The 21,942-nt window shown below is 60.0% G+C and carries 14 protein-coding genes; 11 read left to right on the top strand and 3 right to left on the bottom strand.

Annotated features, from left to right (window positions below; all coding sequences use genetic code 11):
* Window positions 1–85 precede the first annotated feature (85 nt).
* Together IFO71_RS14555 and IFO71_RS14550 are read right to left on the bottom strand one after the other, a co-directional pair.
* A complete protein-coding gene (locus IFO71_RS14555; protein ID WP_192030379.1) occupies window positions 86–2,773 on the bottom strand; it encodes a TonB-dependent receptor plug domain-containing protein in 2,688 nt (895 codons plus the stop codon).
* Window positions 2,770–4,002: a serine hydrolase domain-containing protein gene (locus tag IFO71_RS14550; RefSeq protein WP_192030378.1), complete on the bottom strand. Its 1,233-nt coding sequence runs from the start codon at window positions 4,000–4,002 to the stop codon at window positions 2,770–2,772. The genes IFO71_RS14555 and IFO71_RS14550 overlap by 4 nt, the downstream gene beginning before the upstream one ends.
* Before the next feature lie 302 nt (window positions 4,003–4,304).
* Between IFO71_RS14550 and IFO71_RS14545 the strand changes: the two genes are divergently transcribed.
* The 9 genes from IFO71_RS14545 (at window position 4,305) to IFO71_RS14505 (ending at window position 17,633) form a co-directional block, all read left to right on the top strand.
* Window positions 4,305–6,410, top strand: a complete 2,106-nt coding sequence (locus IFO71_RS14545) for a winged helix-turn-helix domain-containing protein (protein ID WP_192030377.1) — start codon at window positions 4,305–4,307, stop codon at window positions 6,408–6,410.
* A gap of 140 nt (window positions 6,411–6,550) precedes the next feature.
* Window positions 6,551–7,708 (top strand): sensor histidine kinase, encoded by a 1,158-nt coding sequence (locus tag IFO71_RS14540; protein WP_192030376.1) that lies wholly within the window; start codon window positions 6,551–6,553, stop codon window positions 7,706–7,708.
* Window positions 7,698–8,492, top strand: a complete 795-nt coding sequence (locus tag IFO71_RS14535) for a LytR/AlgR family response regulator transcription factor (RefSeq protein WP_192030375.1) — start codon at window positions 7,698–7,700, stop codon at window positions 8,490–8,492. Before IFO71_RS14540 ends, IFO71_RS14535 begins: the two co-directional genes overlap by 11 nt.
* 631 nt (window positions 8,493–9,123) lie before the next feature.
* Window positions 9,124–11,073, top strand: coding sequence for a DUF1302 domain-containing protein (locus IFO71_RS14530; protein WP_192030374.1), 1,950 nt, complete (start codon window positions 9,124–9,126; stop codon window positions 11,071–11,073).
* A gap of 28 nt (window positions 11,074–11,101) precedes the next feature.
* Entirely contained in the window at window positions 11,102–12,463 is a 1,362-nt protein-coding gene (locus IFO71_RS14525) for a DUF1329 domain-containing protein (RefSeq protein ID WP_225444665.1), read from the top strand.
* A 153-nt stretch (window positions 12,464–12,616) separates the two neighbouring features.
* The gene (locus IFO71_RS14520) at window positions 12,617–14,011 is read left to right on the top strand and encodes an alpha/beta hydrolase (protein WP_192030373.1); all 1,395 of its coding nucleotides are present in this window, start codon (window positions 12,617–12,619) and stop codon (window positions 14,009–14,011) included.
* Between the two features lie 696 nt (window positions 14,012–14,707).
* Window positions 14,708–15,571, top strand: coding sequence for an AraC family transcriptional regulator (locus IFO71_RS22655; protein ID WP_425502900.1), 864 nt, complete (start codon window positions 14,708–14,710; stop codon window positions 15,569–15,571).
* Between the two features lie 852 nt (window positions 15,572–16,423).
* Window positions 16,424–16,939, top strand: coding sequence for an SMI1/KNR4 family protein (locus tag IFO71_RS14510; protein ID WP_192030371.1), 516 nt, complete (start codon window positions 16,424–16,426; stop codon window positions 16,937–16,939).
* On the top strand, window positions 16,932–17,633 hold the full coding sequence (locus IFO71_RS14505) for a DUF6882 domain-containing protein (RefSeq protein ID WP_192030370.1): 702 nt from the start codon (window positions 16,932–16,934) through the stop codon (window positions 17,631–17,633). The genes IFO71_RS14510 and IFO71_RS14505 overlap by 8 nt, the downstream gene beginning before the upstream one ends.
* Before the next feature lie 622 nt (window positions 17,634–18,255).
* Here the strand turns inward: IFO71_RS14505 and IFO71_RS14500 are convergent.
* A complete protein-coding gene (locus IFO71_RS14500; protein ID WP_192030369.1) occupies window positions 18,256–18,669 on the bottom strand; it encodes a VOC family protein in 414 nt (137 codons plus the stop codon).
* Window positions 18,670–18,794: 125 nt separating this feature from the next.
* On the opposite strand from IFO71_RS14500, the gene IFO71_RS14495 reads away from it, so the two are divergent.
* A complete protein-coding gene (locus IFO71_RS14495; RefSeq protein WP_192030368.1) occupies window positions 18,795–19,343 on the top strand; it encodes a TetR/AcrR family transcriptional regulator in 549 nt (182 codons plus the stop codon).
* A 578-nt stretch (window positions 19,344–19,921) separates the two neighbouring features.
* The gene (locus IFO71_RS14490; RefSeq protein WP_192030367.1) at window positions 19,922–21,808 is read left to right on the top strand and encodes a hypothetical protein; all 1,887 of its coding nucleotides are present in this window, start codon (window positions 19,922–19,924) and stop codon (window positions 21,806–21,808) included.
* Window positions 21,809–21,942: the final 134 nt, after the last annotated feature.

Genomic DNA, 21,942 nt, shown 5'->3' with positions numbered 1-21,942 from the left:
CGGTACTCACTCGGTGTCATACCGACCTGCTGCTTGGAGGCGCGGTTGAAGTTGGATTCGGTGCAGGGAGAGTCGGTTTCCGGCTTCAAAACTCTTGCTGGTAGCGCAGATACCAGGTCCGGCCGGTGATATCACCGATCTCGACGATGTAGAACGGAAAACCCAGGTTGGCGCTGCTCGGCGGTTCCTTATCAAACAGGTTGCGCACGCCAAAGCTAATACGCGCGCCTTCGCCGATGCGGCGCATCAGCTGCAGATCAACCGGGTAGTAGGAGCCCAACTCGGTGTCTTGTTGTTCCATCTCCGGGATGATCTGCATGTGCAGATGGGCACTGTAGGCCTGGCCCTGCCAGGAGAGGCTGAGATCGGACTTGCTGCTCGGCAGGCCGGGTGCGCCGTCAACGCTGCGAAAGCCTTGCCCGCGCACCGTTTCGACCTTGTAGTCGAGTAGGGCGCTGAGGTCGTAGCCGAGCGAAAACTCGCCCCAGCGTGGGCTGGACCAGCGATAACGTAGGCCGAGATCAATGCCCTGGGCGCGGGCGCCGGAGTAGTTGGCATACTGCTGATCAATGGCGATGATCTGGCCGGTGGCATCGCGGATCACCGCCGGGTGGCTGCCATCGTCGGCCTCCTGATCAAGCAGGTCGAAAGCGGGCAATACGGTGATCTGATGGTCAAAGCGCTGGTAGAAGTAGTTAAGGCTCAGGCGAAACTGCTCGTTCGGTTCGAATACGGTGCCAAAGGTCAGCGAGTCGGAGTCCTCGGCTTCGAGGTCCGGATTGCCGCTGGTGATGGTCTGGATCACCAATGGACGACAGAGTGAGTCGGCAGGCAAACTGGAGATTGGCTGCTCGCTGTCGTCGGTGCCATCGCCATCGCTGTCTCCCAGAGCGCGGCAGCGCAATGAGTCGACCGCCGAGATGAAACTCTGGCCCTGAGTGCTATACAACTCGTACAGGCTGGGCGCCCGAAAGCCGCGACCGATACTGGTGCGCCATAGCCAGCTGTCACTGCTGCGCCAGACCATGCCGATGCGCGGGCTGAGTGCACCGCCGAAGTCGCTGTACTGATCCCAGCGTAGGGATAAGTTAAGTTCGCTGCGTTCGCCGAGCGGAATGCCGAACTCGGTGAAGGCCGAGGCGATATCGCGATCACCGGCCGCGCTACCACCGCCGGCGCGACCGTCGATCAGATTGCCGCCGAATGGATCATCAAAGAGGCTGCGATAGCGATGCTGCTTGAAGTCGAGACCATACGCGCTGGCGATCTCTCGGCCGCTGTCGAGCAACCAGGGGCGGCGCAGGGTGAAGTCGAGGCCATTCAATTCGAATTCGGCGGCATAGCGGGTGTCGGTGACGAAACTCTGTGCTAGCGCCAGATCGGTCGGTCCATTGACCGCGAACAGATCGAAACTGCCATTGTCGATTGCCGCCTGCAGCAGGTCGCGACGTGCCAACCCGACGGTGTACTCATCGGTTTCGTTGCGGTCGTGCTGCAGGGCCAGATCGTAGTCGGCGTTCCAACCCTCGATGCGGCCTTCCAGGCCAAACAGCAGGTGCAGGGCGTCGTCGCGAACGTCGGTATGGCGATTGCCACCGGCGACATTGCGGTAGTAGAGCTGCAGATCGAACGGCCCGCTCAGGGTCGTATCGGCGACCCCATCGCCGTCGGTGTCGAAATCGAAGCTCTGGCCGCGGGTCGGGTTGTTGGGATTGTCGGCCGCCATGGTGGGGAAGTAGGGCAGGCCGCCGACCTGCGGCGTTGGCGCATAAGTGCCAGTCGATTGCGCCCGGCTAACGCTGAGTTCACTGAACCAACGGGTCCCGCCCTCGCTCAGCCAGTCGCCGTTGAAGAACAGCGCGCTGTGTTCGCGCTGCGGGATACTGTTGGAACTGGCGGCAAAATTGTAAAAGCACTGATTGCGATCCAGCACCGAGTTGGGAAACTCCGCCGAGCCGCCTAACACATCGGGGCAGCGGCTATCGGCACGGGTCACGGTGACGATCGTCGGGCCAGCGGGATTGGGATTGCTGGCCAGCGCCGTGTAGCTGGCGGGAAAGCCGTACTGGCTCAGCCCCACCGCAGTGAGCTTGCGATCGGTATCGAAGATCGCCTCGGTTTCACCGTGGCTCAAGGCATAGCTGAAGCTGCTGCCGTTGCCGAGCATGCCACCACTGAGTGAAACCTGCTGTTCTTCACCACCGGCCTGTTCGGGGCTGGCGAAGTGCAGTTGCACCTGGTGCGCATCGAGGTTGCGCTTGAGGATGATATTGACCACACCGCCGACCGCATCCGAACCATAGATCGATGAGGCGCCATCGAGGAGGATTTCCACCCGTTCCACTGCGGCCAGCGGAATCAGGGCCAGGTTCTGGGTATCCGGCAGGGCGGGCGAATTGGCCAGACGCCTTCCATTGACCAGGATCAGGCTGCGTTGCTGGCCGAGGCCGCGCAGATTGATCGTGGCCAGGTTCTGTTGGCCACCGGCATAACCGCTTTGCTGACGGCGCGAGCCGAAACTATTGGCCGTGCTCTCGCGCAACAGATCGGCGATGGTGGCGTGGCCGGAGCGTTGAATGCTGGCTTGATCGATCACGATCACCGGTGATGCGGTTTCGGCATCCAGGCGTTGCAGACGGCTGCCGGTGACCTCGACGGTGTCCAGGCTCGCCGCATCCTCGGCACGCGATAGCGCGCTGCCGCCGAGAATGGCAAGGCCGATGGCAAGGCTCAGTCCGCGTGGGCAGGGTTTGCGAGTTGCAGTGAATCTCATTGTTCATGGGCTCCGGAGTGGGAACGAGAGGCGATATGGGGCGCCGGCAGGGCGAAGGCGATGACCTGCTCGGTGAGGTGTTCAACCAGGGCTTCCAGCGGCCCGTCGGTGCCGTTCGCCAGGACGACGACGGTGACGTCTTGCACCGGGAAATAGAACACCTCGCTGGCGTAGCCTGGCAGTCGGCCGCCGTGGCCGTAGGCCAGGCCATGCGGCGTGCTGAATTCGCGGATGCCAAGGCCGTAGCGGCGTTGCGGCTGGGACGGGCGTAGATTGCCCAGCATCTCGCGCCACACGCTGGGTGCCAACTCGCCAGACGGCCTGACCAGGGCCTTGAAGAAGCGCCCCAGATCCTCCGCTGTACTGACGATTCCGCCATCGGCGAAACCTTGAGTTAGCGCCAACGGGCGCGCGTCCTCCAAATCGCCATTGCCATCGACGTCGAGATAGCCGTGCACCAGGCCGGCCTCGGCCTTCGTATTGGGGAGCGGGTAGGTGTGTTGCAAGTGCAGCGGGTCAAGAATCCGTTCCTGCAGGAAGCGCTGATGCGGCTGGCCGAGCTGGTGATCGAGCAGTTGGCCGACCAGCAAATACGCCGTATTCGAATACGACCAGCCCTGCCCGGCTGCAAACTTGGCGGGTTGGCCGCGGGCCAGTTCGAGCAATTCCTCCACCGACCAGTAGCGATCCGGTGCCGCCATCACCGCCTGGGTGTAGGCCGGATTGTCGCTGTAGTTGTACACGCCGCTGGTGTGGCTGAGCAGGTGGCGCAGACTGACTTCGGGCGCCAGGTCCAAGCGACGCAGTAGGCTTTCAGGCAATTGCTGCTGAATCGGCCGATCCAGCGACAGCCGGCCCTGGTCGACCAACAGTAAGGCCGCTGCGGCGACATAGGTCTTGCCATTGCTGGCGGTATGAAACAGCGACTCCGGACTGAGAGGCGTGCCGGTGTCGCGATCGGCTAGGCCGCTGGCGCCGAGAAAGCGCCGATTCGGCCCCTCGACGTACACCACGGCGCCGGGCAGCCCTTTGGCCACCGCCTCGTCGAGCAGGTTCTGAATCGGATCGCGCCGGGCTTCTGCGGGCGGTGGATTATCCGTTGCCAGCTGCTGACAACCGAGCAAGAGCGACAGCATGCACAGCACCAAGCCCAGCATCGCGACCAGCTGAAGCCAGCGAGGTGTATCCCACGGCGCCTCGGACCTGGCGCGCGAACCAATCTCAGACATCGACATTCTCTCAGCGAAGACGCTTCGCTTTCTGCCGAGTGCCCGGCCGGCTGTCATCAAATCCAGGCGAACTTCCGATAAGGAAAAGATTAAGGCCCTGCAATCAATGCTTTAGAACTTGGTTCACCGATCTGGGGCAAACCTTTGGCGGTTGCGGGGTATGGGCGGCTCCGGTTAAATGCAGGCTCCTTTTCCGTTCAGCCCTCTCGTTGCCTCTCTCTTCCTCCGCCTCTGCTGGCGCCGAGCGCCCAGCCGGTGACCCGCGCCCCTTTCTGCTCGCCGACTGGCGGGTCGAGCCCGCATTGAACCGGTTGAGCCGGGCCGAGCAGTCGATCAGTCTCGAACCGCGGGTCATGGATACCCTGGTCTATCTGGCCCAACATCCGGGCCGGCCGGTCAGTCGCGACGAGTTGTTGGAGAAGGTCTGGCAGCGGGTGGTTTGTGAGCAATCGGTCAATCGCAATATCGCCGAGTTGCGCAAAGCACTCGGCGACGATTCGCAGGCGCCGCGCTATATCGAGACCATCCCCAAGCGCGGCTATCGGCTGATTGCCGAAGTCAGTCCTTTACCGGTAACGGCCGCCGCCACACCGCGGCGCCACCTGCGCTGGGTGATCGTGGCGGCGCCGCTCGGCTTGGCATTGGCGATCGGTGCAATCTGGTGGCTGCCAGCCGAACCGAGCTGGAATCAGACCGCGCAGTTCCAGTCGCTCAGCGCTCTGACCGAAGGCAGTAGCGAAACCTTCGACCCTGCTATCGACCCGGCGGGTCGCTCGATCGTTTACGCTCAGCGCGCAGCGGCCGGTGAGCGCAGTCACCTGTTCCGCATCCAGGCCGATGGTGCCGGCCTGCAGCAGTTGACCTCTGCTGATGCCGACGACTACTCGCCGGACCTGTCGGCCGACGCCCTTAGCATCGTGTTTGTACGACGCAGTGCCGGCGTGTGTCGCATCATGCTGTTGACCCTGGATGCCGAGGCCAAGGTGCGCAGCGAACGTGAGCTGCTGCGTTGCGGAGAGAGCAGTGACAGTCGGGTGATCTGGGCCGAAAACGATACCAGTATCGCGTTCACCGATCGCGACAGCTTTGCCACCCCGTATCGGGTATTCCTGTTCGATCTGAACACTGGCGAGAAGCAGCAGTTGACCAATCCGGAAACCAACCTGGCTTGGGACTACAAGCGCAAAGGTGCCTATCGCGGCTATGGCGACTACTGGCTGGCCCGTGCGCCGGATCGCAGTGGCTTCCTGTTCGCGCGCAACTTCTACGGTGAAGAAACCGATGTGTTCGAGATGAAGTGGCGCGAGCGCAAACCGATCGAAGTGTTCGAGTGGGGTTGGCAGCTCGGTGCGTTCAGCTACAACGCCAGCAGCGACGGATTGATTTACAACGACACGCCCAACTCCTTGGTCGAACATCGGTTCTCCGATGGCGATCGACAAACCCTGCTGCAAGCAGAAAGCGAGATCTACGCGCCGGTGCTGGGCCCGGCGGGTGATCGCCTGCTGCATATCGTCTCCCAGCAGCGCTGGCAGATCTGGCAACGCAAGCTCGGCGATGCCGACGAGCCGGGGGCGCTGATCGCATCCTCCAGCCACGAATACTTCGGCCAGTACGCCCACCACAGCGAACGTCTAGTCTTTGTTTCCCAACGCAGTGGTCAGCCGGAGCTTTGGTTGCGCGAGCAAGACGGACAACAGCGACAACTATTGCGTTCGCCGTTCTGGATCGAACATAAGCCCTTGCGCTGGGCGCCCGACGATAGCGCCATCCTGCTCGAAGTCTCCAATGTGCTGCTCTCGGTCGATACCGCCGATGGAACGGTGAGGCAACACACACCCGATAGTTCCACCCACCTACCCGAACACTGGGTGGCCAGTGCGCCCGCCTGGTCGCGCGATGGTCGGCATATCTATTTTGCCAGCGACCGCAGCGGCAGTTGGCAGATCTGGCGCGTATCGCGCGAGTTGGAGTACGAATGGGTAGCGGACTACGGTGTTAAGCGGCTAAAAGCCAAGCTGAGCGACAGCGACTTTCAGCAGATCACTACCCGTGGCGGCTATTCGGCCCGCGAGAGCCTCGATGGCCAATGGCTGTACTTCAGCAAACCGCACGAGCACGGCCTCTGGCGCATGCCGGTGACCGGGGGTGACGAGGTGCTGCTGATCGCCGACTTTGACGCCGACCATCGCCACCACTGGGAGGTACATGTCGACGGGATCTACTACCGCCCGAATACCGGCAACCCATCAGGCATTTACCGTTTCGATCTCGAGCAGAAATCATCGAGCTTGATCGCCGAGGACGTGCCCAATCAGGGGCGGCAGTTTTCGCTCAGCGCCGATCGATCATCCCTGGTGTTCAATAGACGAGAGGGGCGGGGTAGTCAGCTCTATGCGGCGCGCTGATGGGTAGGAGCAGAGCAGGAACCGCCTGGCGTTCGTGTCTCCGACAGCCCGTTTCGTCCCACCTGCTCAACCTCGATCGCGGCGGCAGACTACACTGACCTCGATTCCTGACTCTGGACGCGCCCGCCTGGGCGAATGACTTGGCGACTACCTCTCTCACCCCGAACGACGACGCAGCACGCCTGGCTCTCCAGGCGGGAGGGCAGGCGCCGGCCGGTCGCTGGTGGCAGCGGGCCTTGGTGCATCACGCTGCCTGGGCAGTGATGGCCCTGGTATTCAGTCTGGCTCAAGTGGAATCGGCCAGCCGAGCCGGTGTTGCTGTCGAGTTCTGGCCCACACTTGTGCAAATGTTGCCAACGCTTTGGCTGTGGGCGCTGTTCAGTTGGACGGCTCACGAATGGCTGCTGAGCCGCAGATCAGCTGTGGGACCTAGGCATGTGCTTGCGTTGGCGCTGTTGTCCACGCTGACCTTCTTCCCCTTCCAGGTTGTTGTCTATGCGATGGTCTCGGCCTGGTTTGCAGAGCGACCATTGCCCTCACTGGCCGCCGTTATCGAAAGGCCACCGCCCCTCATCTACCTCCTGTACGACCTCATCATGATGGCGGGTGCATTGGCCTTCGTGTCGGCCTGGGTCATCTTTTGGCGCGACACACAGAACGCGCGCGCGCGCCAGCAGGCGGAGTCCGAACTGCTGACCGCCAAACTGCAGTTGGAACAACAGCGCCTGGAACGGCTGCGCGCTCAGCTCGAACCCCACTTCATGTTCAATGCCTTGAATGCCATCGCTGGCCTGGTGCGGCGTGCCGATCAGCCTGCCGCACTGAGTGCGATTTCTGAGCTGAGTGATTTGCTTCGATACGCCCTGCGCGCTTCCAGTCGCGAGTGGGTGACACTTTCGGATGAGCTGGATTTTCTGCACGGCTATCTGGCATTGCAGCGCTTGCGCTTTGGCGAGCGTTTGGGAGTGAGAATCGCGGTGTCGGACAGCCTGCTCAATTTTCCCTGTCCGCCTTTGCTGTTGCAGCCCTTGGTTGAGAATGCCATCCGCCATGGCATTGAGCCAATGCGGGAACCGGGTGTGGTGGAGCTGTTGGCTGAAATGCGTGATCAAGAGCTGTTCATCACTGTGCGCAATCCCTACTTGAGCGGGATGACGCAACCAGGATTTGGCATCGGGCTCACCGGTCTGCGCGAGCGCCTGTGGTTGATATACAAGGGGCGAGCGGAGATAACCACGGTGATCGAAGAGCGTACGTTCGAAGTGAATCTGAAACTGGTGGACCGCGATGACGACTGAGCCGCGACGTGTGATCATCGTCGATGATGAGCAGCCCGCGCGCGACAACCTGCGCTTGGCGATGCAGGCCTTCGATCGATGGCAAGTCGTGGCAGAAGCTGCCGACACTGCCGAGGCCCGAAGTGCCTTGGACGAGCACGAGGTCGATCTCATGTTCGTCGATGTGCAGATGCCAGGCGAGAACGGGGTGCGTTTCGCCCGCAGTCTTGCCGGGCGACCCAATCCACCGATCATCGTGTTCGTCACTGCGTTCGATTCGTTTGCCATCGAAGCATTCGAAGCACGCGCCCTGGACTATCTGCTGAAGCCGTTCGATGACCGCAGGTTGGCGCAGACGCTGGAGCGCGCCGAGCAACTGCTGGAATGGCAACAGCGCGCGCAGTACGCCGGCGCGGTGCAGGATCTGGCTGATGATCAACAGGCAAAGGATGAAGGCCAGGCTCCCTCAAGGATCAAGTCGATCAGCGTGCGATCGGTGCGCAAGATTGAGCGGGTGAGCATCGAGGACATCGTCTGGATTGGCTCTTCGGGAAACTACGTCGAACTTCACTGCGAGAATCGCTGCCTGTTGCATCGAGCGCCGATGAGCTGGATGGAAGAGCGCCTTGATCCGCAGCAGTTTCTGCGCGTGCACCGCAAGGCCATTGTGCGTCGCGCGGCCATTCAAGCCGTCCACTCCAGCGAAGCCGAGGGTGTGAGCCTTGAGCTCAGCACCGGCGAGCGCATCGGTGTAAGTGCACGTTACGTGGCAACGGTCCGTGCCGCACTGGATGCGCATGATTGAGGTTCGGTCCTGCGCGAGCGCGAGGACTCTGACTCCGGGCAGTCTGATCTAGCCCGGATATATCCGGGCCAGCTGGCCTGCGCAGGTAAAGACGTGGCGCTGAAAGGCCGGGGAGGAGTTGCAGGCGTGGCGTGAGTCTCTACCGATGCTGACTCAGCGACAAGGTGCTCGCGAAAGATCGATCCCGGTACGGTTCGCCCTCATGCGGCCGCCGCGCGAACGCGCGGGACGGCATGCCGTCCCAACCCAAGTCAGCCCACTCGGCCTGGCCCGGATAGCCGGGCTAGTCGTCTTGTACTGGAGGCAACGTCCTTGGTGATCATCTGTGCCTGGATGAAGCAGGTTCGCTGGCTGGCGCAGAAAGCTCGCCTAACAGGCCGCTGCAGTACCTCCATCCTGGAAGTTATCAAGCGCGCCGACCTTGGCGCGCGACATCAGGTTGCTGAAAGAGTGATGGCCGATCCCCCGGCTGGCTCTTTTTCTCTCATTTCTTATCACTTCGTTTCATATCAATCACTTGTGGCGTTGCTGACGGCAATGTTCGCTGCGAGATTGCGCCTATCGCCGCGCTTCGTGCCCAGGTCCTGTCGGTCGCGCGCCGAACTACACCCCTCATTTTGCGGAGTCATTGATGTTGCAGCGTCCTCGTCTCGCCCCCATCCATCAGCTCGCCGCAGGCGTTCTCATTGCACTCGGTTCCGTTTGGACTCAGAGCGCTAACGCCATTGAACTGGACTGGGGGGCGGTGCAAGGCAGTCTGGATACGACACTTTCCATCGGCGCCTCGTGGCGAGTGGCAGATCGCGACGATGACCTGCTGGGCAAGGCGCACTTCAATCCCGCCCTGGTCGCTCAGGTCGCCGCTTTGCAGGCGCAGGGACGCTTCCTTGAGGCGCAGGCACTGCAGGTGGCGGCGCGTGGCCGGTTTTCGGTGAATCGTGACGACGGCAACCTGAAATACAACCAGGGTGATCTGATCTCGAATGCGGTCAAGCTCACCAGTGAGCTTGCGTTGAACTGGGACAACGGCGGCGCATTCGCGCGAGCCAGCTATTTTTATGACGTCGAGAACGCCCGCCGTGACGATTTGACGCGCTCGGCGAAGAATCTGATCGGGGAGCGGTTTCGACTGTTGGACGCCTTTGTCTACCACAACTTTGAATATGGGGACTCAGGCAGCGGCACCTTGCGAGTCGGGCGACAGGTCATCAGCTGGGGTGAGAGCACGTTCATTCGCAATGGCATCAATGTGATCAATGCCGTTGATCCATCGGCGCTGCGCGTTGCCGGTGCGGAGGTCAAGGAAGCATTCCTGCCGCTCGACGCCGTGTGGACCTCATTGTCCTTGAGCAGCGCCTTGTCGCTGGAGTTGGCCTACCTGTTGGAATTCGAAGAAATCGAGGTCGATGCTGCTGGCACATACTTCAGTGCCAACGACTTCGCCTCACCCGGCAGCACCTATGTGATGCTGGGCTTCGGCAGCGTTCCGCAGCCCGTCAATGATCCCGGTCGCTACTTCGCTACCTGTTTCACTGGGGCGAATGGCCTGGTGCAGAGTGACCGATTTGCCGAACTCAGCGACCGCTTCGGACCGCAAACTGCGGCGACGCTGATCGGCGCGGGTTGCGCTGCCTCATTCCCGCGTGCTGCGTCGCGCGCGGCCCCCGACGACGGGCAGTACGGCTTGGCTCTGCGCTACTACGCCGAAGATTTCTTTGACACCGAGTTTGGCTTCTACTATCTGCGCCATCACAGTCGGTTCCCGCTGCTTTCCGGCTTGGCCGTCACTTCGGCGGCGGCAAATTCTGGCCGATTCTTCATGGAGTATCCGGAAGATCTTGATCTGTTCGGGCTGAGCTGGAACACCTCGCTGCCAGGCGGTTGGGCTTGGCAAGGCGAGATCAGTCATCGTCCCGACATGCCCCTGCAGGTGGATGACGTTGAGCTCTTGTTTGCCGGATTAAGTCCAGCCAATCTGGCCCCGCACATCCCAGAACTCAGTTTTAACAGCCAGTTGGGTCAGTTTCTTCCGGGTCAGTACATTCGCGGTTGGCGCCAGCATGAAGTGAGTCAGCTGCAGTGGACCTTGAGTCGAGCCTTCGGGCCTGGGAACTGGCTCGGCGCAGATCAGCTGGCCTTGGTGGTTGAATTCGGCGGCACAAAAGTCTGGGACCTCCCCTCGCAAAGCGAGTTGCGCTACGAGGGAGAGGGAACCGACACCGGCGGCGGACCGGATATCAGCGATGGGGTGTATCGCAATCCACTCACGCAGCGCATCGGATTCCCAACCGCATTCAGTTGGGGCTACCGCGGCCTGCTGCGTGCCAGCTACAACAACGTGTTCGGTAGCGCCTTCAACCTTAACCCACGGTTCGCCTTCAATCACGATGTGAACGGAATTACCCCGGGGCCCGGCGGCAACTTTCTGCAAGGCCGAAAGTCCTACACCCTTGGCGCCGAAGCCATCTATCTCGACCGTTGGTCCGTCGATCTCTCCTACACCGTCTTTTCCGGCGCTGGCGGTCTGAATCAGATCAGCGACCGCGATTTCGCTTCGTTGGCGATCAAGTATGCGTTCTGAGTCCAGGCCCAAATTCGCAGGTCACAGCATGAATCCTTTTGCAAAGACGCGCTTGATGGCTGCGTTTACCCTACTGATTGGCTGCGCCGTGGCCCACTCGGCTGCCGATCCCGCTCAGCTGGCGAAACTCGGCAATGAGCTGACGCCCGTGGGTGCTCAGCGCGCCGGTGACGCTTCGCTTGGAATTCCCGATTGGGAAGGCGGAGTCGCAGAACCGCCGGCCGGGTTCGTGCAGGGTGAACATCATCGAGACCCGTTTCCAAGCGACCGGCCAACGCGAGTGCTGACGCGGGCCAACCTTTCAGAACACCGCGATCAGCTGAGTGCCGGCCAATTGGCGATGTTCGATCGCCACCCTGGATACAAGATGCCGATCTACCCCTCTCGGCGTTCCGCTGCGTTTCCGCAGCGTACCTATGAATACACGTTGAGGAATGCTCGGACGGCGCAACTGGCTGAGGGCGGCGACGCCGTGGTGGGTGCCGCTGAGGGATTTCCCTTTCCGGTTCCGCGCTCCGGTCATGAAGCGATATGGAACCACAAGCTAAAGTACAAAGGCGTGGGCGTGGCTCGCTGGAACAATCAAGCCGCGCTGACCGCAAACGGAAGCTTCAATCTGGTGCGATTGCGCGAGGAGGTGCTCGGGCTGTACTACAAACCAGGCAGCACCATCGATTCCATCAACAATGTGCTGTTCTACTTCTTCCAGTCGGTTGAGGCGCCGCCTCGGTTGGCCGGCCAGGTGCTGTTGGTGCACGAAACCTTGGATCAGGTATCGCAACCGCGTCAGGCCTGGATCTACAACCCCGGGCAGCGTCGCGTACGTCGTGCGCCCAACATTGCCTACGATAATCCAGGCACCGCCTCCGACGGGTTGCGAACCAATGACATGTCCGACATGTTCAATGGCGCCTTCGATAGGTTCGACTGGAAGTTGCTCGGCAAGCGGGTGATGTACGTTCCGTACAACGCCTATAGGCTGCATTCTGATCAGGTAACGGCGGAGCAGATCTTGCAGCCCGGATTCGTGAATCCCGACCTGCAGCGCTACGAGTTGCACCGCGTTTGGGTGGTTGAGGCTAGCCTGATGCCCGGCAAGCGTCACATCAACAGTCGCCGAACCTTCTACCTCGACGAAGACAGCTGGCAAATCATGCTGGTTGACCACTACGATGGCCAGGGGCGTCTGTGGCGCCTGTCCGAGGCGCCCTCGATCAGCTATTACGAGGTGCCGACGTTCTGGTCGACGCTTGAAATTCACAACGACCTGCTCTCGGGCCGCTATCTGGTGTCTGGCTTGGACAATCAAGAGTCGATGGTCGACTTCCAGTTTCAAGCCACACCTGGCGACTTCGCACCGCAGTCACTGCGGGTTTCCGGGATCCGCTGAGGAATTGAACGCCAGGCGACTCAAATTTGGCGCATTAAGGCGGGCGAATTGAGCAGCGTCGGTTCGCCCCTGCTTGGCTGGGCGGGAGTCAAGACGGGCTCAGGGCCGAGGGCGTGTACACTGGCAGGCCGCGACCTGCTGACCCTCCCTGAATTGATTCGCTCCGATCATCCGGCGGTTACCCCTTTTCAGTTTGGCGACATTGAGGTCGATCCGGCGCACTGCTGTTTGCGCTTTGCCGATGGTCGCCAGCAGAAGCTGACCTCTCAATGCATGCAGGTGCTGTGTGTGCTTGCCCGCGAGCCGGGCGAGTTGGTCAGTCGTGCTGCCCTGGTAGAGCAGGTGTGGCAGGGCAACTATGCCGTCGGCGATCGCGGTATCGCCAATGTCATCTGGACGTTGCGCAAGGCAATGGAGGATGACAAGGAAACGCCGCGTTACATTCAGACCGTGCCGCGCAAGGGCTATCGGGCACTTGCCGCCGTCAAAGGTCTGGCGAACGGTGAGTCGTCGACCGGGCAAGCTGTTGATGCGATCACGGCAGGTGGCGACTCAGAGAGTCCTCATGTCGCGCAGTCGCAGTTCGCAGTCAAGCATGTGGAACGGGCCAGAAAGTCGCTGTTTCGTCAGCTGTCCCGAGCAGTCCTCTGGGCGTTGTTGATCGCCTTGGGCTTGCTGCTCGCGGCGGTTTCGATTCGGCCGAGAATAGCGCTGGAACTGGAATACGGTCGCCAAAGCTGGCTGGCAGGGGCAGCCAAGCATGAGGTTAGCGCAGGCGATCACACCTGGTCGTATCTAGAAGCAGGTTCTGGAAAGCCGCTGCTATTGCTGCACAGCTTTGGCAGTCGCAAGGAACACTGGCTGGGTGTAATTGGCCACTTGGCCAAGAGTCATCGGGTGATTGCGCCCGATCTGCCTGGCTGGGGCGAGTCGGAGCGTAAGGATGATTCTGACTACGGCTATGCGGCCCAATCCCGGCGATTTGCGGAGTTTGTTGCCGCTGTGCGCGAGGGCGGGCAGATCGATCTGGTTGGACACGGCATGGGTGGCGGTATCGCCCTGGTGTGGTCAGCCAACGGGCCGCCGGAGTTGGATTCGCTGGTGCTGCTGGATTCGTTGGGCGTTGAGTACGACAACGATCTGGCGCGTGCTGTGCGGCTCGGCGACAACCCGTTGGAGGCGGCGGATCTTAGCAGTTTGCATCGTCGTTTCGCTCTGCTGTTTGATCGCGTGCCGCCGACCCCTTGGCCCTTTGATCAGGCTCTGCTCGACGTACATCTCGAACAACTGCCCTTTGAGCGTAGGGTGCTGCCTTCCATCGTGCTTCCAGAGCGTGGCGCCTTCGTGCCAGGCCAAGCCGCGTACGCGGTCGACGTACCTACCTTGGTTCTTTGGTGTCAACGCGATCGAGTGGTGCCGTTCAGCGTTGCTGAGGACTTGGCGAAGCGACTGCGGAATCAGCGCCTACGAGCCCTCGATGCTTGCAATCACATGCCGATGATTGAGCAGCCCGCGAACACGGCGTTGGAGATTGACAGTTTCTTGTGATCGGTAGGCATCGGGCTTGGCGGCAGCCCCAGCGCTTGATAGGTCGGCTTCGAACAACTTGCGGTGCGCGGGTTTCGCGCTCCGACAACTGACCGCTGATCTCGATAAGGCGGTAGGAAGCGGGTGGTACGCCGGCATTCTCGGCTACCTCTCAAGAAACAACTGAGTTCGAATTGAGCAGCATGTTAAGAGTGCGAGTCTTCGGGTCAATGGCAACAATTCGCTCGGCGACAAATCACTATCCGGCTGAGGGGAAAGGGTAGTCTGGATTCGCCCTGACCCCAGGCGCCAAGCACGTATCAAAGCGTCAGTCGAAACTTCCGATTTCGTCAATCCGATCCCTGCTTTCGTCCCTAACGGTTTGCTGATCGCAAAGAGTTGCGTGCACTCTAGAAACCCCAGTAACCAAAGCCTATTGCAGGACCATGAGACGTATCACGGCGGCCTTGGGAATCTCTGAACAAGTTCAGAGATTCCTGTGGTGCACGGATGCAGCGCCGCGATCAACAACGCAAGTTGTTGATCAGACTTTCCCTTGGTGGCGCCCACTGGGATCGAGCACAGGTCGTGTTTGATTGACGGCAGAGACGGTGCGGCCAGGTGGTGACCGCAGTCGAAACAGAGCGCGGCAGTTCTGCGGTCCTTGCCCGATTGTCGCTGTCGATCCAACCCTTGAGTGCGCGCGGAGGTGAACCCATGACATCGAGTACCCAACGTCCTTGCCTGAAAGTACTGCGGCCGCACGACGCGCTGCTGATAGACTCTGATCAGATTCGGCTTAGTCCACTGCTGGTGACATGGATGCCGGCTCGGAGCTCACTGTATATCCGAGACGTCGCGTTGACTGTGATTGCGGTGGCTCGAGGAACGGTCGAGTGTGTCGCTCGTGAAGGTCGGTTTCTTCTGGCGCGAGGCGAATGGCTGGTGTTGCCCGCGAACGCTCCACTATCCCTGCGCGCCGACCGCGGCACGCTAGCCTCTGTCCTGCTGCTTGATCATAGTCTTGTCTCTACCGTGGAGAGTGCCGCCCTAATGCACTACGGGCGAGGCCGACTACGGCTTGGCTCCTTTCGGATGTTAAGGCAGGCGATGCTTGCGTGGGCGGCCGACGACGCCGGGCCATCGGCAGAGGCAAGACGCCGCATGTTGATTGATGCAATTGTCGACGTGTCCCTGCCCAGGGATCAGATCAATCGCTGTCCTGGACGCACCAACAAGCGTAAGCGCGAAATCTATGCGCGATTGACGCGCGCTCGCTTGCACATTGAAGGTCATCCAAGTGAAGTGCCGCGGATCCCAGACCTGGCGCAACTCTGTAGCTACTCACCCTGGTACTTTACCAAGGCGTTCACTGAGGTGTTCGGCACCAGCCCGCAGTCGTACTGCCGCCGCCATAGGCTAAGCCATGCTCGAAGGCTGCTGAAGGTCAGCGCGCTCTCCGTATCAGATGTGGCGGCAGCTTCAGGATTCGAGAATCCCAGTGCGTTTGCGCGGGCATTTCACCAACACTTCGGAGAAACGGCGAGTGAAGTCCGAAGGTCGCTCGGAGTTACCCGCTAACAGGCGACTGATAGTGATTTCAGCAGCCTGTCTCAAGCAAACTAGAACTGTGTATCTTGGTCGAACCATGAGTTATGACATTGTTGTTTTCGATCCTGCTGCGGCCCCGCAGGAGTCGCTCGCCCTGCTCAGTTGGTGTCAGGCCTTGAGTCAGCGTGTGGAGCACTCCGAGCTAACCGAGGCTCTCCGTTCCTGGCATCAGGCGATGCTGTGGCAGTTTCCAGCAATGAATGGCGACTGCGCGACAGACGATGTGGATCACCCGTGTCTCACCGAGTACAGCATCCATCGTCACGCCATTTCGGCTTCCTTCTGTTGGTCGCGGAGTGCGGAAGGCGCGAGGGCAGCCTCGTTGGCGGCCGTCGAGCGCAAACTTGGTTTTTGCGACATGCAGAACGAAAGTGTTCTATTGCCTTTACGCATGCGGCGAGCGGGTTGATGCGGGTCGGCCGCAGCGCATGAGTGCACGACAGGTGGTTGCGCTGCTCGATCGAATGAACTCGGATGGCGGCTTCGCAGGCCTGACTGACCGCAAGGATGTCACTTCCCAGTTCATCTACCACGAGAATCAGGACCGCTACTGGGCAGAGATTCCCAGGCCGGAGAAGGGCGGGTCGTGCGGAGGGTTCTTTGACCGACAAGTTTGGGAAAAATGCTACGCCAGATGCAGGACGAGATCAGCGTCGTTGACATCCCTGAGCTGAGTTTCACAACCTGGAACGACTGAAGAGGCTGGTGGAGATGCAGTGCATCGCATGCGAGGCAGAGTTGCCAAGACCCGACGTGATACAGGGTACGGCGTACTTCGTTTGTTTGGCGTGTGGCGAGCTACGGGAGATCCCCGGCTTTCAGGTGCGCACTGCCCTGCAGTGGAGTGCAGTGTTCAGGGAACGCTTCGGGGTGGAACTTCCCGCAGGCTACCCGTCGGTGATCAATCAAGAAGGAAGCTGGGTTACCCCGGTGGCCGACCGTATCGGGTGCAAGAGGCTTGGGATGGAACACGAGCCTTTCTACCCGATCGGCGCCCTTGCTTCCCTGGTTGAGTACGAAGCGGATTCGATCTTTGCTGCTCAGGAGATCCGCGCAGAATGGTCGCTGCCTGAAGGTATCGTTCTGATCGAAAGCGATCCGCATCTGTGGTTGGCTCTTGACTATAGGAAGCAAGATCGGAATCCGACCGTAGTGCTGATTGATGACGAAGGCAACATTGCTTTGGTGGCCAATTCCTTCGGCGAGTTTGTCAGCCAGCTGCTGCCTTACTCCAGCGTCTACAACGATGAAGGCGAGCTGCTTATCTCGTGCGAGCAGGTAGCCCAAGGTGCTGCGATTTCAATGTCTGTAAATTCAGGAGCTGTGGACAGTGAGTAAAGCGTTTAACGAGTTGTTCGTGCAGCACGCAGGTGCGGCAATGGTCAAACAGCTCGCCTTCCTTGATCTTGTGGGAGAGAGGGACTGGATCGTTGATTGGTCGAGCGAGCAGGTTCGGTTTGGCGACGATCTGGCGTTCTCCATCCAGCTGCTCGGAACAGAAGAGCATGGAGAGTGGCTTTGGACATGGGGCGATCAGGTGAATCAGTTCGAAGCGGGCATGTTGAGGAGTTGCTTATCGCTCAAGAGGTACGGTGAACAGCATGGAATTGCCGAGTTCGTTGATGCAAGTTTTCCAACATCGGTAGCCGATGGTACGTTGCTGTCTTCGATTGCCTCCGGTCGAGATCGCACCGCCTGCTACTATCGAGCGCCATACGAGGGCGGGGCGCTTTTCTTTCTGATCGAGAACGCACTAGGGCCAGATCTTTGGGTGGGTCCTGCACGAATCGGTACGCTTCTCGCGTCGATGGCTCATCTGCATGAGCGATATCTGGCGTTCGATCAACGAGCGATGGTTCGTTCGATGTTGGATTTCTGCGGCTACGATTTCATCGAGAGCGAGACAGCCCTAACAGCGCACCCTCGCCCTCACAAACTAGCTGAACCTCCGGCCTGCGCAATCAAGGTCGGCTTCGACTCTGCGTCAGCAGTACGTGAAGTCGAAATCGTGCCCGAGAACGAAGGGCGCTGATCTCAGAGCGATCACCGCTGAACAGCCAGCGAATTGCCGCCCTGCCTCGCGGGCACCTCGCCTGACGATGAGGTAGGCACCCACATGGAAAAACGATACGTTATGAAAACGATGCCCGGGGAACTTGGCGACGTGCATCCGGTAGCTGATCGAGCGCATACAACGATCGGTTTGTTCGGCTTGGATCAAACGGCGCAGCAACCACAAGAAGGAGTGTTTCTCAAGGTTGCTATCCACTATCCGGGGCCGAAGTGGGCTCCCGTGTTCAGTTCGTTTGCGGCAGTCCACCTGCGACAACATCGACGATCGTCGTAAACTACTTAACTGTTTGGTTGTCTTATCGATATTTTGGTTCGGCGAAGCGTCGTACTCGTTCTAGATCGGTACAACACTGAGCGCCTGGATATTGCGATTGGCGGCATCACCCAGCTCAAAAGCTTGGCGTGGTGGCAACCAGCTCCACCTTCGGCGGTTGCCAAAGATGGGGGGTGAGTGTTTTCTTCATCGCGACCGGTGGAGTGGGCGATGTATGACCGTTGAAGTTGTGAGGGCGACACCCGATGTTTCGTCAGGACTCCCGCCAGCTGAACTGGGCAGGCGGCGGGAGCCAGACATCGATGCTTCAGCTCGTGAGGTACTGCGCTGCGAACTCTTCCGAAGGGGCGATGGGCGTAATGACGTCGATCAGCACCCCTTCCGGGTCGCGGGTGATGAAATGGCGCTGTCCGAACGGTTCGTCGCGTAGCGGAAGAACGATCGGAAGTTTGGCGGCGATTGCTCTGGCGTATTCCTGCTCTGCGTCCTCGACTTCGAAGTTGATCAGGATGCCGCGCGCGATCGAACCGTAGCCGGCGGGTATCGTCGAATGCTGCTGATCGAGCACGGCCAAATTGACTGATTCGTCCTCCAACGATTGCAAATGCACATACCAGTCGCTTTCGAACAGAGGCCGAAAGCCAAAGTGTGATTGATAGAACGCAGCCTTGGCCTTTACGTTGTCGGTCATCAAGACCGGGTAGTACTGGGTTGATTTCACGGCATTCTCCTGAAACATACGCGGTGTATGTAAGTGAATGATACATACACTATGCATGTATGTACAATGCGGGCATGACCAAGAGATCCCAAGCGGAACGACGAGAGACGACGCGTGCGGTCTTGATGGAAGTCGCCAAGCGCTCGTTCCTTACTCAAGGCTTCAGCGAGGTCAGTACACCGGCCTTGGTGGAGGAAGCAGGGTTGACCAGAGGGGCGCTCTACCATCACTTCCGTGATAAACACGAACTGTTTGCGGCCGTGGCCACCGAGATGGCGCGAGAAGTGTCGGACAGGGTGACAGCCGCAGCCGCAGCGCTCGACGATCCGATGGAAGCCTTGATGACGGGCGCACGAGCCTACTTTCAGGCAATGGCCGATGAGGGCAGGGCGCAAATTCTCTTGGTGCAAGCCCCGGCTGTGCTTGACCAGACGGCGCAGCTTGCGCTCAGTGATGCATCCGGCGCGCAGGCTCTGAACCAAGGGCTCATTGCGCTGCTGCCAGCTGTTCCTGGGCAGGAGGACAGCTTGCTCGCGCTTACACAGCTACTTTCCGCTGCCTTCGACAGGGCGGCGTTGAAGGTTGCGCAAGGTGAATCGCCCACGGCCTACTTGGAAGCCGTTGAGCGGATCTTCCTTGGACTGGTGCCTGAGTTGGAAGTTAAGGCGCGCTAGGGACGGTCTGAACAGGTCCATCCTGGACTTTTCAGACGCGCCGAGTTCGGCACAGGCCAAGATTGGCATAGTAGGCAGACTAAGCTGGCGCACCGTCGCGGTACTCACCGTTGGAGAATCGTAAGCGTGGCTCGCGCCTATGGTAGGTGGCGACCGTCGGGCGCCAGGTGCGTGCGAGCCGCACTATGGACGAGCCAATTGATGTTTCAACGGGTGGGTTCAATGAAGCAGCCCATGGATGGACTGCTGGCGTGCAGCGAAGTAGTCGCTGTGAAGCGCCCGCGCCTACGGGCATGCCTGCCGTGAGCCTGTCGAACGGTGCCGGACGCGCGGGACTTCAAGTTGAACAGGGTGTTCAAGCCTAAAGTTACCAAATCAAGAACTCTGCAGCGAAGCGAAGGGCCTATCGCGGTGGTTGGTTCGGCGCTGTGCCGTCGATGCGCGGAGTATGCATGGCTGATGCGAGTGTTTTGAATCTGAGGAGGTCGCAAGGGATGATTCGGTGTAGTGGTGTTGGATTCGCATTGACATTCTGGACAGGCATGGCTTGTTCGGCGATCCCAACGTGGGATTTCTCTATGCCCGCTGCCGTCGAAACGGAAGTGCCAATAAGAGGGAACCCGCTCGTGTTGCCTGATGGCGGGTTCGTCTTACTCGGCTCGAACCATGGCACTGCCCTCTTGCTGAGCCTCTACAATGCCAGCGGTGAACAGATTGGTTCGCCCACGCCGATCCGATATGGAAATCCGGTTCAGTTCGGCGGCGGCGCTTTCCTTTACCGCGAGTCTTCGACGTGCGAACCACAGGGGCAACTGTTTGGGCGCCCCTTGCTGAACTTCAACCCGCGCTTCGACCCAATTTCGTCGTCCAGCTCTAGCACGCTTTTCCACTTGGACTACAGCGAAGCTACTATGGCGCAAGTCTTGAGAGTGGGGCCCGACTGCAGCAGAACCTTGGTTCTCGAGGCAAGTAACTTGCGCGAACCGGTGTTGACTGCTGAAGGCGGGTTCGCCTACGTGGCGGGGCGGTCCCCTGGCCGCTTGCACGGAGTAGATGACAGCGGCTTGTTGTGGACCTTGGATCTGCCGTTCAGCAGCGCAACGCCGCGCCGCTTGGCCCATAACGACGATCTCTTGCTGGAGACGGGTACCGAGTTGTGGCGAGTGGGTAAGGATGGAACTCTCCGCTGGAAGACCGGGCTGGCTTACCAAGGGGTATTTCGCAGTCCCTACCTCGTAGCTGGTGACGCGAGCGGAAGTTACTACATCGTACTTGACGAGAACAATCGTCAGTTCGTGCAAGGCATCGATACGGACGGAAATCCCAGTTGGAGTGCTCGCCTGGAAGATGAGAGGCTCTCCCATGCCGTTGGCGCCCTGAATGGCGATACGCTGTGGTTGGCGAGCTCATTGCGCGGGGATCGAGTTGTTAAGTTTGGCGACGACGGTGCCTTGATAGAAGTGCTGCCGCCGCTCAGTCGCGATCAGCGTGTGGCTGCACAGCTCGCTGGTGGTGAACTGCTCGTTCTGAGTGGAGTTCGTTTCCCTCCCGGTCCACCACTGAGTGTGGAGCTTGAGCGCCTCGAGTTGAGTAGCGGTGAGCGCCATCCGGTTCCTGAGCCGAGAGCAGCTCTGGGGCGTGAGCTGCGGGGGGCTGCGAAGATCGCCACAGGCGTGGTTACCGCGCACACGCACCGCGGCGGGGATGCAAGCCTCCTCGTTAAGCTATCAGACAACGGTGAAGTGCAGTGGACAACTGAGGTATCCCGTACCCAAGTCGGAGCCCCTTCATTGGCAGGCGTCGGTCCACTCATGCTCGCCGGCGACGAGCAGCAGGTTTGTGGTTTGGACGAAGCAATCTATGGCGTCTCTATCCAATGCTTTGGCACTGAAACGGGCGAGCCTCTGGGGCCAGTGTTCAGTATCCCAGGAGAGACTATGGATAGGGCTTCGCAGCTGCGGGTGCTTGAGGACGGATCAATCGAAGTGTTGGGAAGTCCCTTCGTGTCGTTACAGCCCAACGAGCAGGGGTTGGTCAGGGTGAGGGTCGATAAGAGCGGAGAGCTGCTCGCCTATACAAGACTCGATCCCGGTGGCGAGGGCGGGTTGGACTCGCTGCAGCATTCCAACGGAGTCACGGCGATCTGGAGGCATGGGAGCAGTTCGACGCGAGTGGATGTCGTTGCAGAGGATGGCAGCACGCTGGCCAACTTCGACTTTCCCGGCTTGATCGTGATCAAGGCGCACGACGGTAGCGGCACGGTTCTGGCGCTGGATGACGACTTGAATCTGTTGCAGATTGGTCCTCAAGGTCGCGTCCACTGGATGCGAAGCGGGCTAGGTGAGGCGCTGATTCGGGCCAATGACCTGCCCGGTGGCGACTGGCTTCTGAGCTTGGCCAGCAATGGTGAGGACGTTGCACTTGCGCGTGTGGCCGCTGAGGACGGCCCCCCCGTGCCAATGTAATGCGAGACAGCTACCTCTTCTAAATTACTGAAGGTAGTCTGCTGTCATGAGAAACAAGAATCCCATTTCCGAGAGCCCCAAATCGGCCATGTCGTCTGCGACTTCTCTCCAGCCCAATGAAGTGGCTGCAAAGG

The sequence above is a fragment of the Pseudomarimonas arenosa genome (assembly GCF_014841215.1).
GTDB lineage: Bacteria > Pseudomonadota > Gammaproteobacteria > Xanthomonadales > Xanthomonadaceae > Pseudomarimonas > Pseudomarimonas arenosa.
This window is presented reverse-complemented; position numbering and strand designations above follow the sequence as displayed.

Excerpts from the sequence above, each read along its gene's own strand:
- IFO71_RS14550 (WP_192030378.1), bottom strand. The coding sequence starts at position 4,002 with ATGTCTGAGATTGGTTCGCGCGCCAGGTCCGAGGCGCCGTGGGATACA.
- IFO71_RS22655 (WP_425502900.1), top strand. The coding sequence starts at position 14,708 with ATGACATCGAGTACCCAACGTCCTTGCCTGAAAGTACTGCGGCCGCAC.
- IFO71_RS14530 (WP_192030374.1), top strand. The coding sequence starts at position 9,124 with ATGTTGCAGCGTCCTCGTCTCGCCCCCATCCATCAGCTCGCCGCAGGC.
- IFO71_RS14495 (WP_192030368.1), top strand. The coding sequence starts at position 18,795 with ATGGAAGTCGCCAAGCGCTCGTTCCTTACTCAAGGCTTCAGCGAGGTC.
- IFO71_RS14490 (WP_192030367.1), top strand. The coding sequence starts at position 19,922 with ATGCCCGCTGCCGTCGAAACGGAAGTGCCAATAAGAGGGAACCCGCTC.
- IFO71_RS14525 (WP_225444665.1), top strand. The coding sequence starts at position 11,102 with ATGAATCCTTTTGCAAAGACGCGCTTGATGGCTGCGTTTACCCTACTG.
- IFO71_RS14535 (WP_192030375.1), top strand. The coding sequence starts at position 7,698 with ATGACGACTGAGCCGCGACGTGTGATCATCGTCGATGATGAGCAGCCC.
- IFO71_RS14555 (WP_192030379.1), bottom strand. The coding sequence starts at position 2,773 with ATGAGATTCACTGCAACTCGCAAACCCTGCCCACGCGGACTGAGCCTT.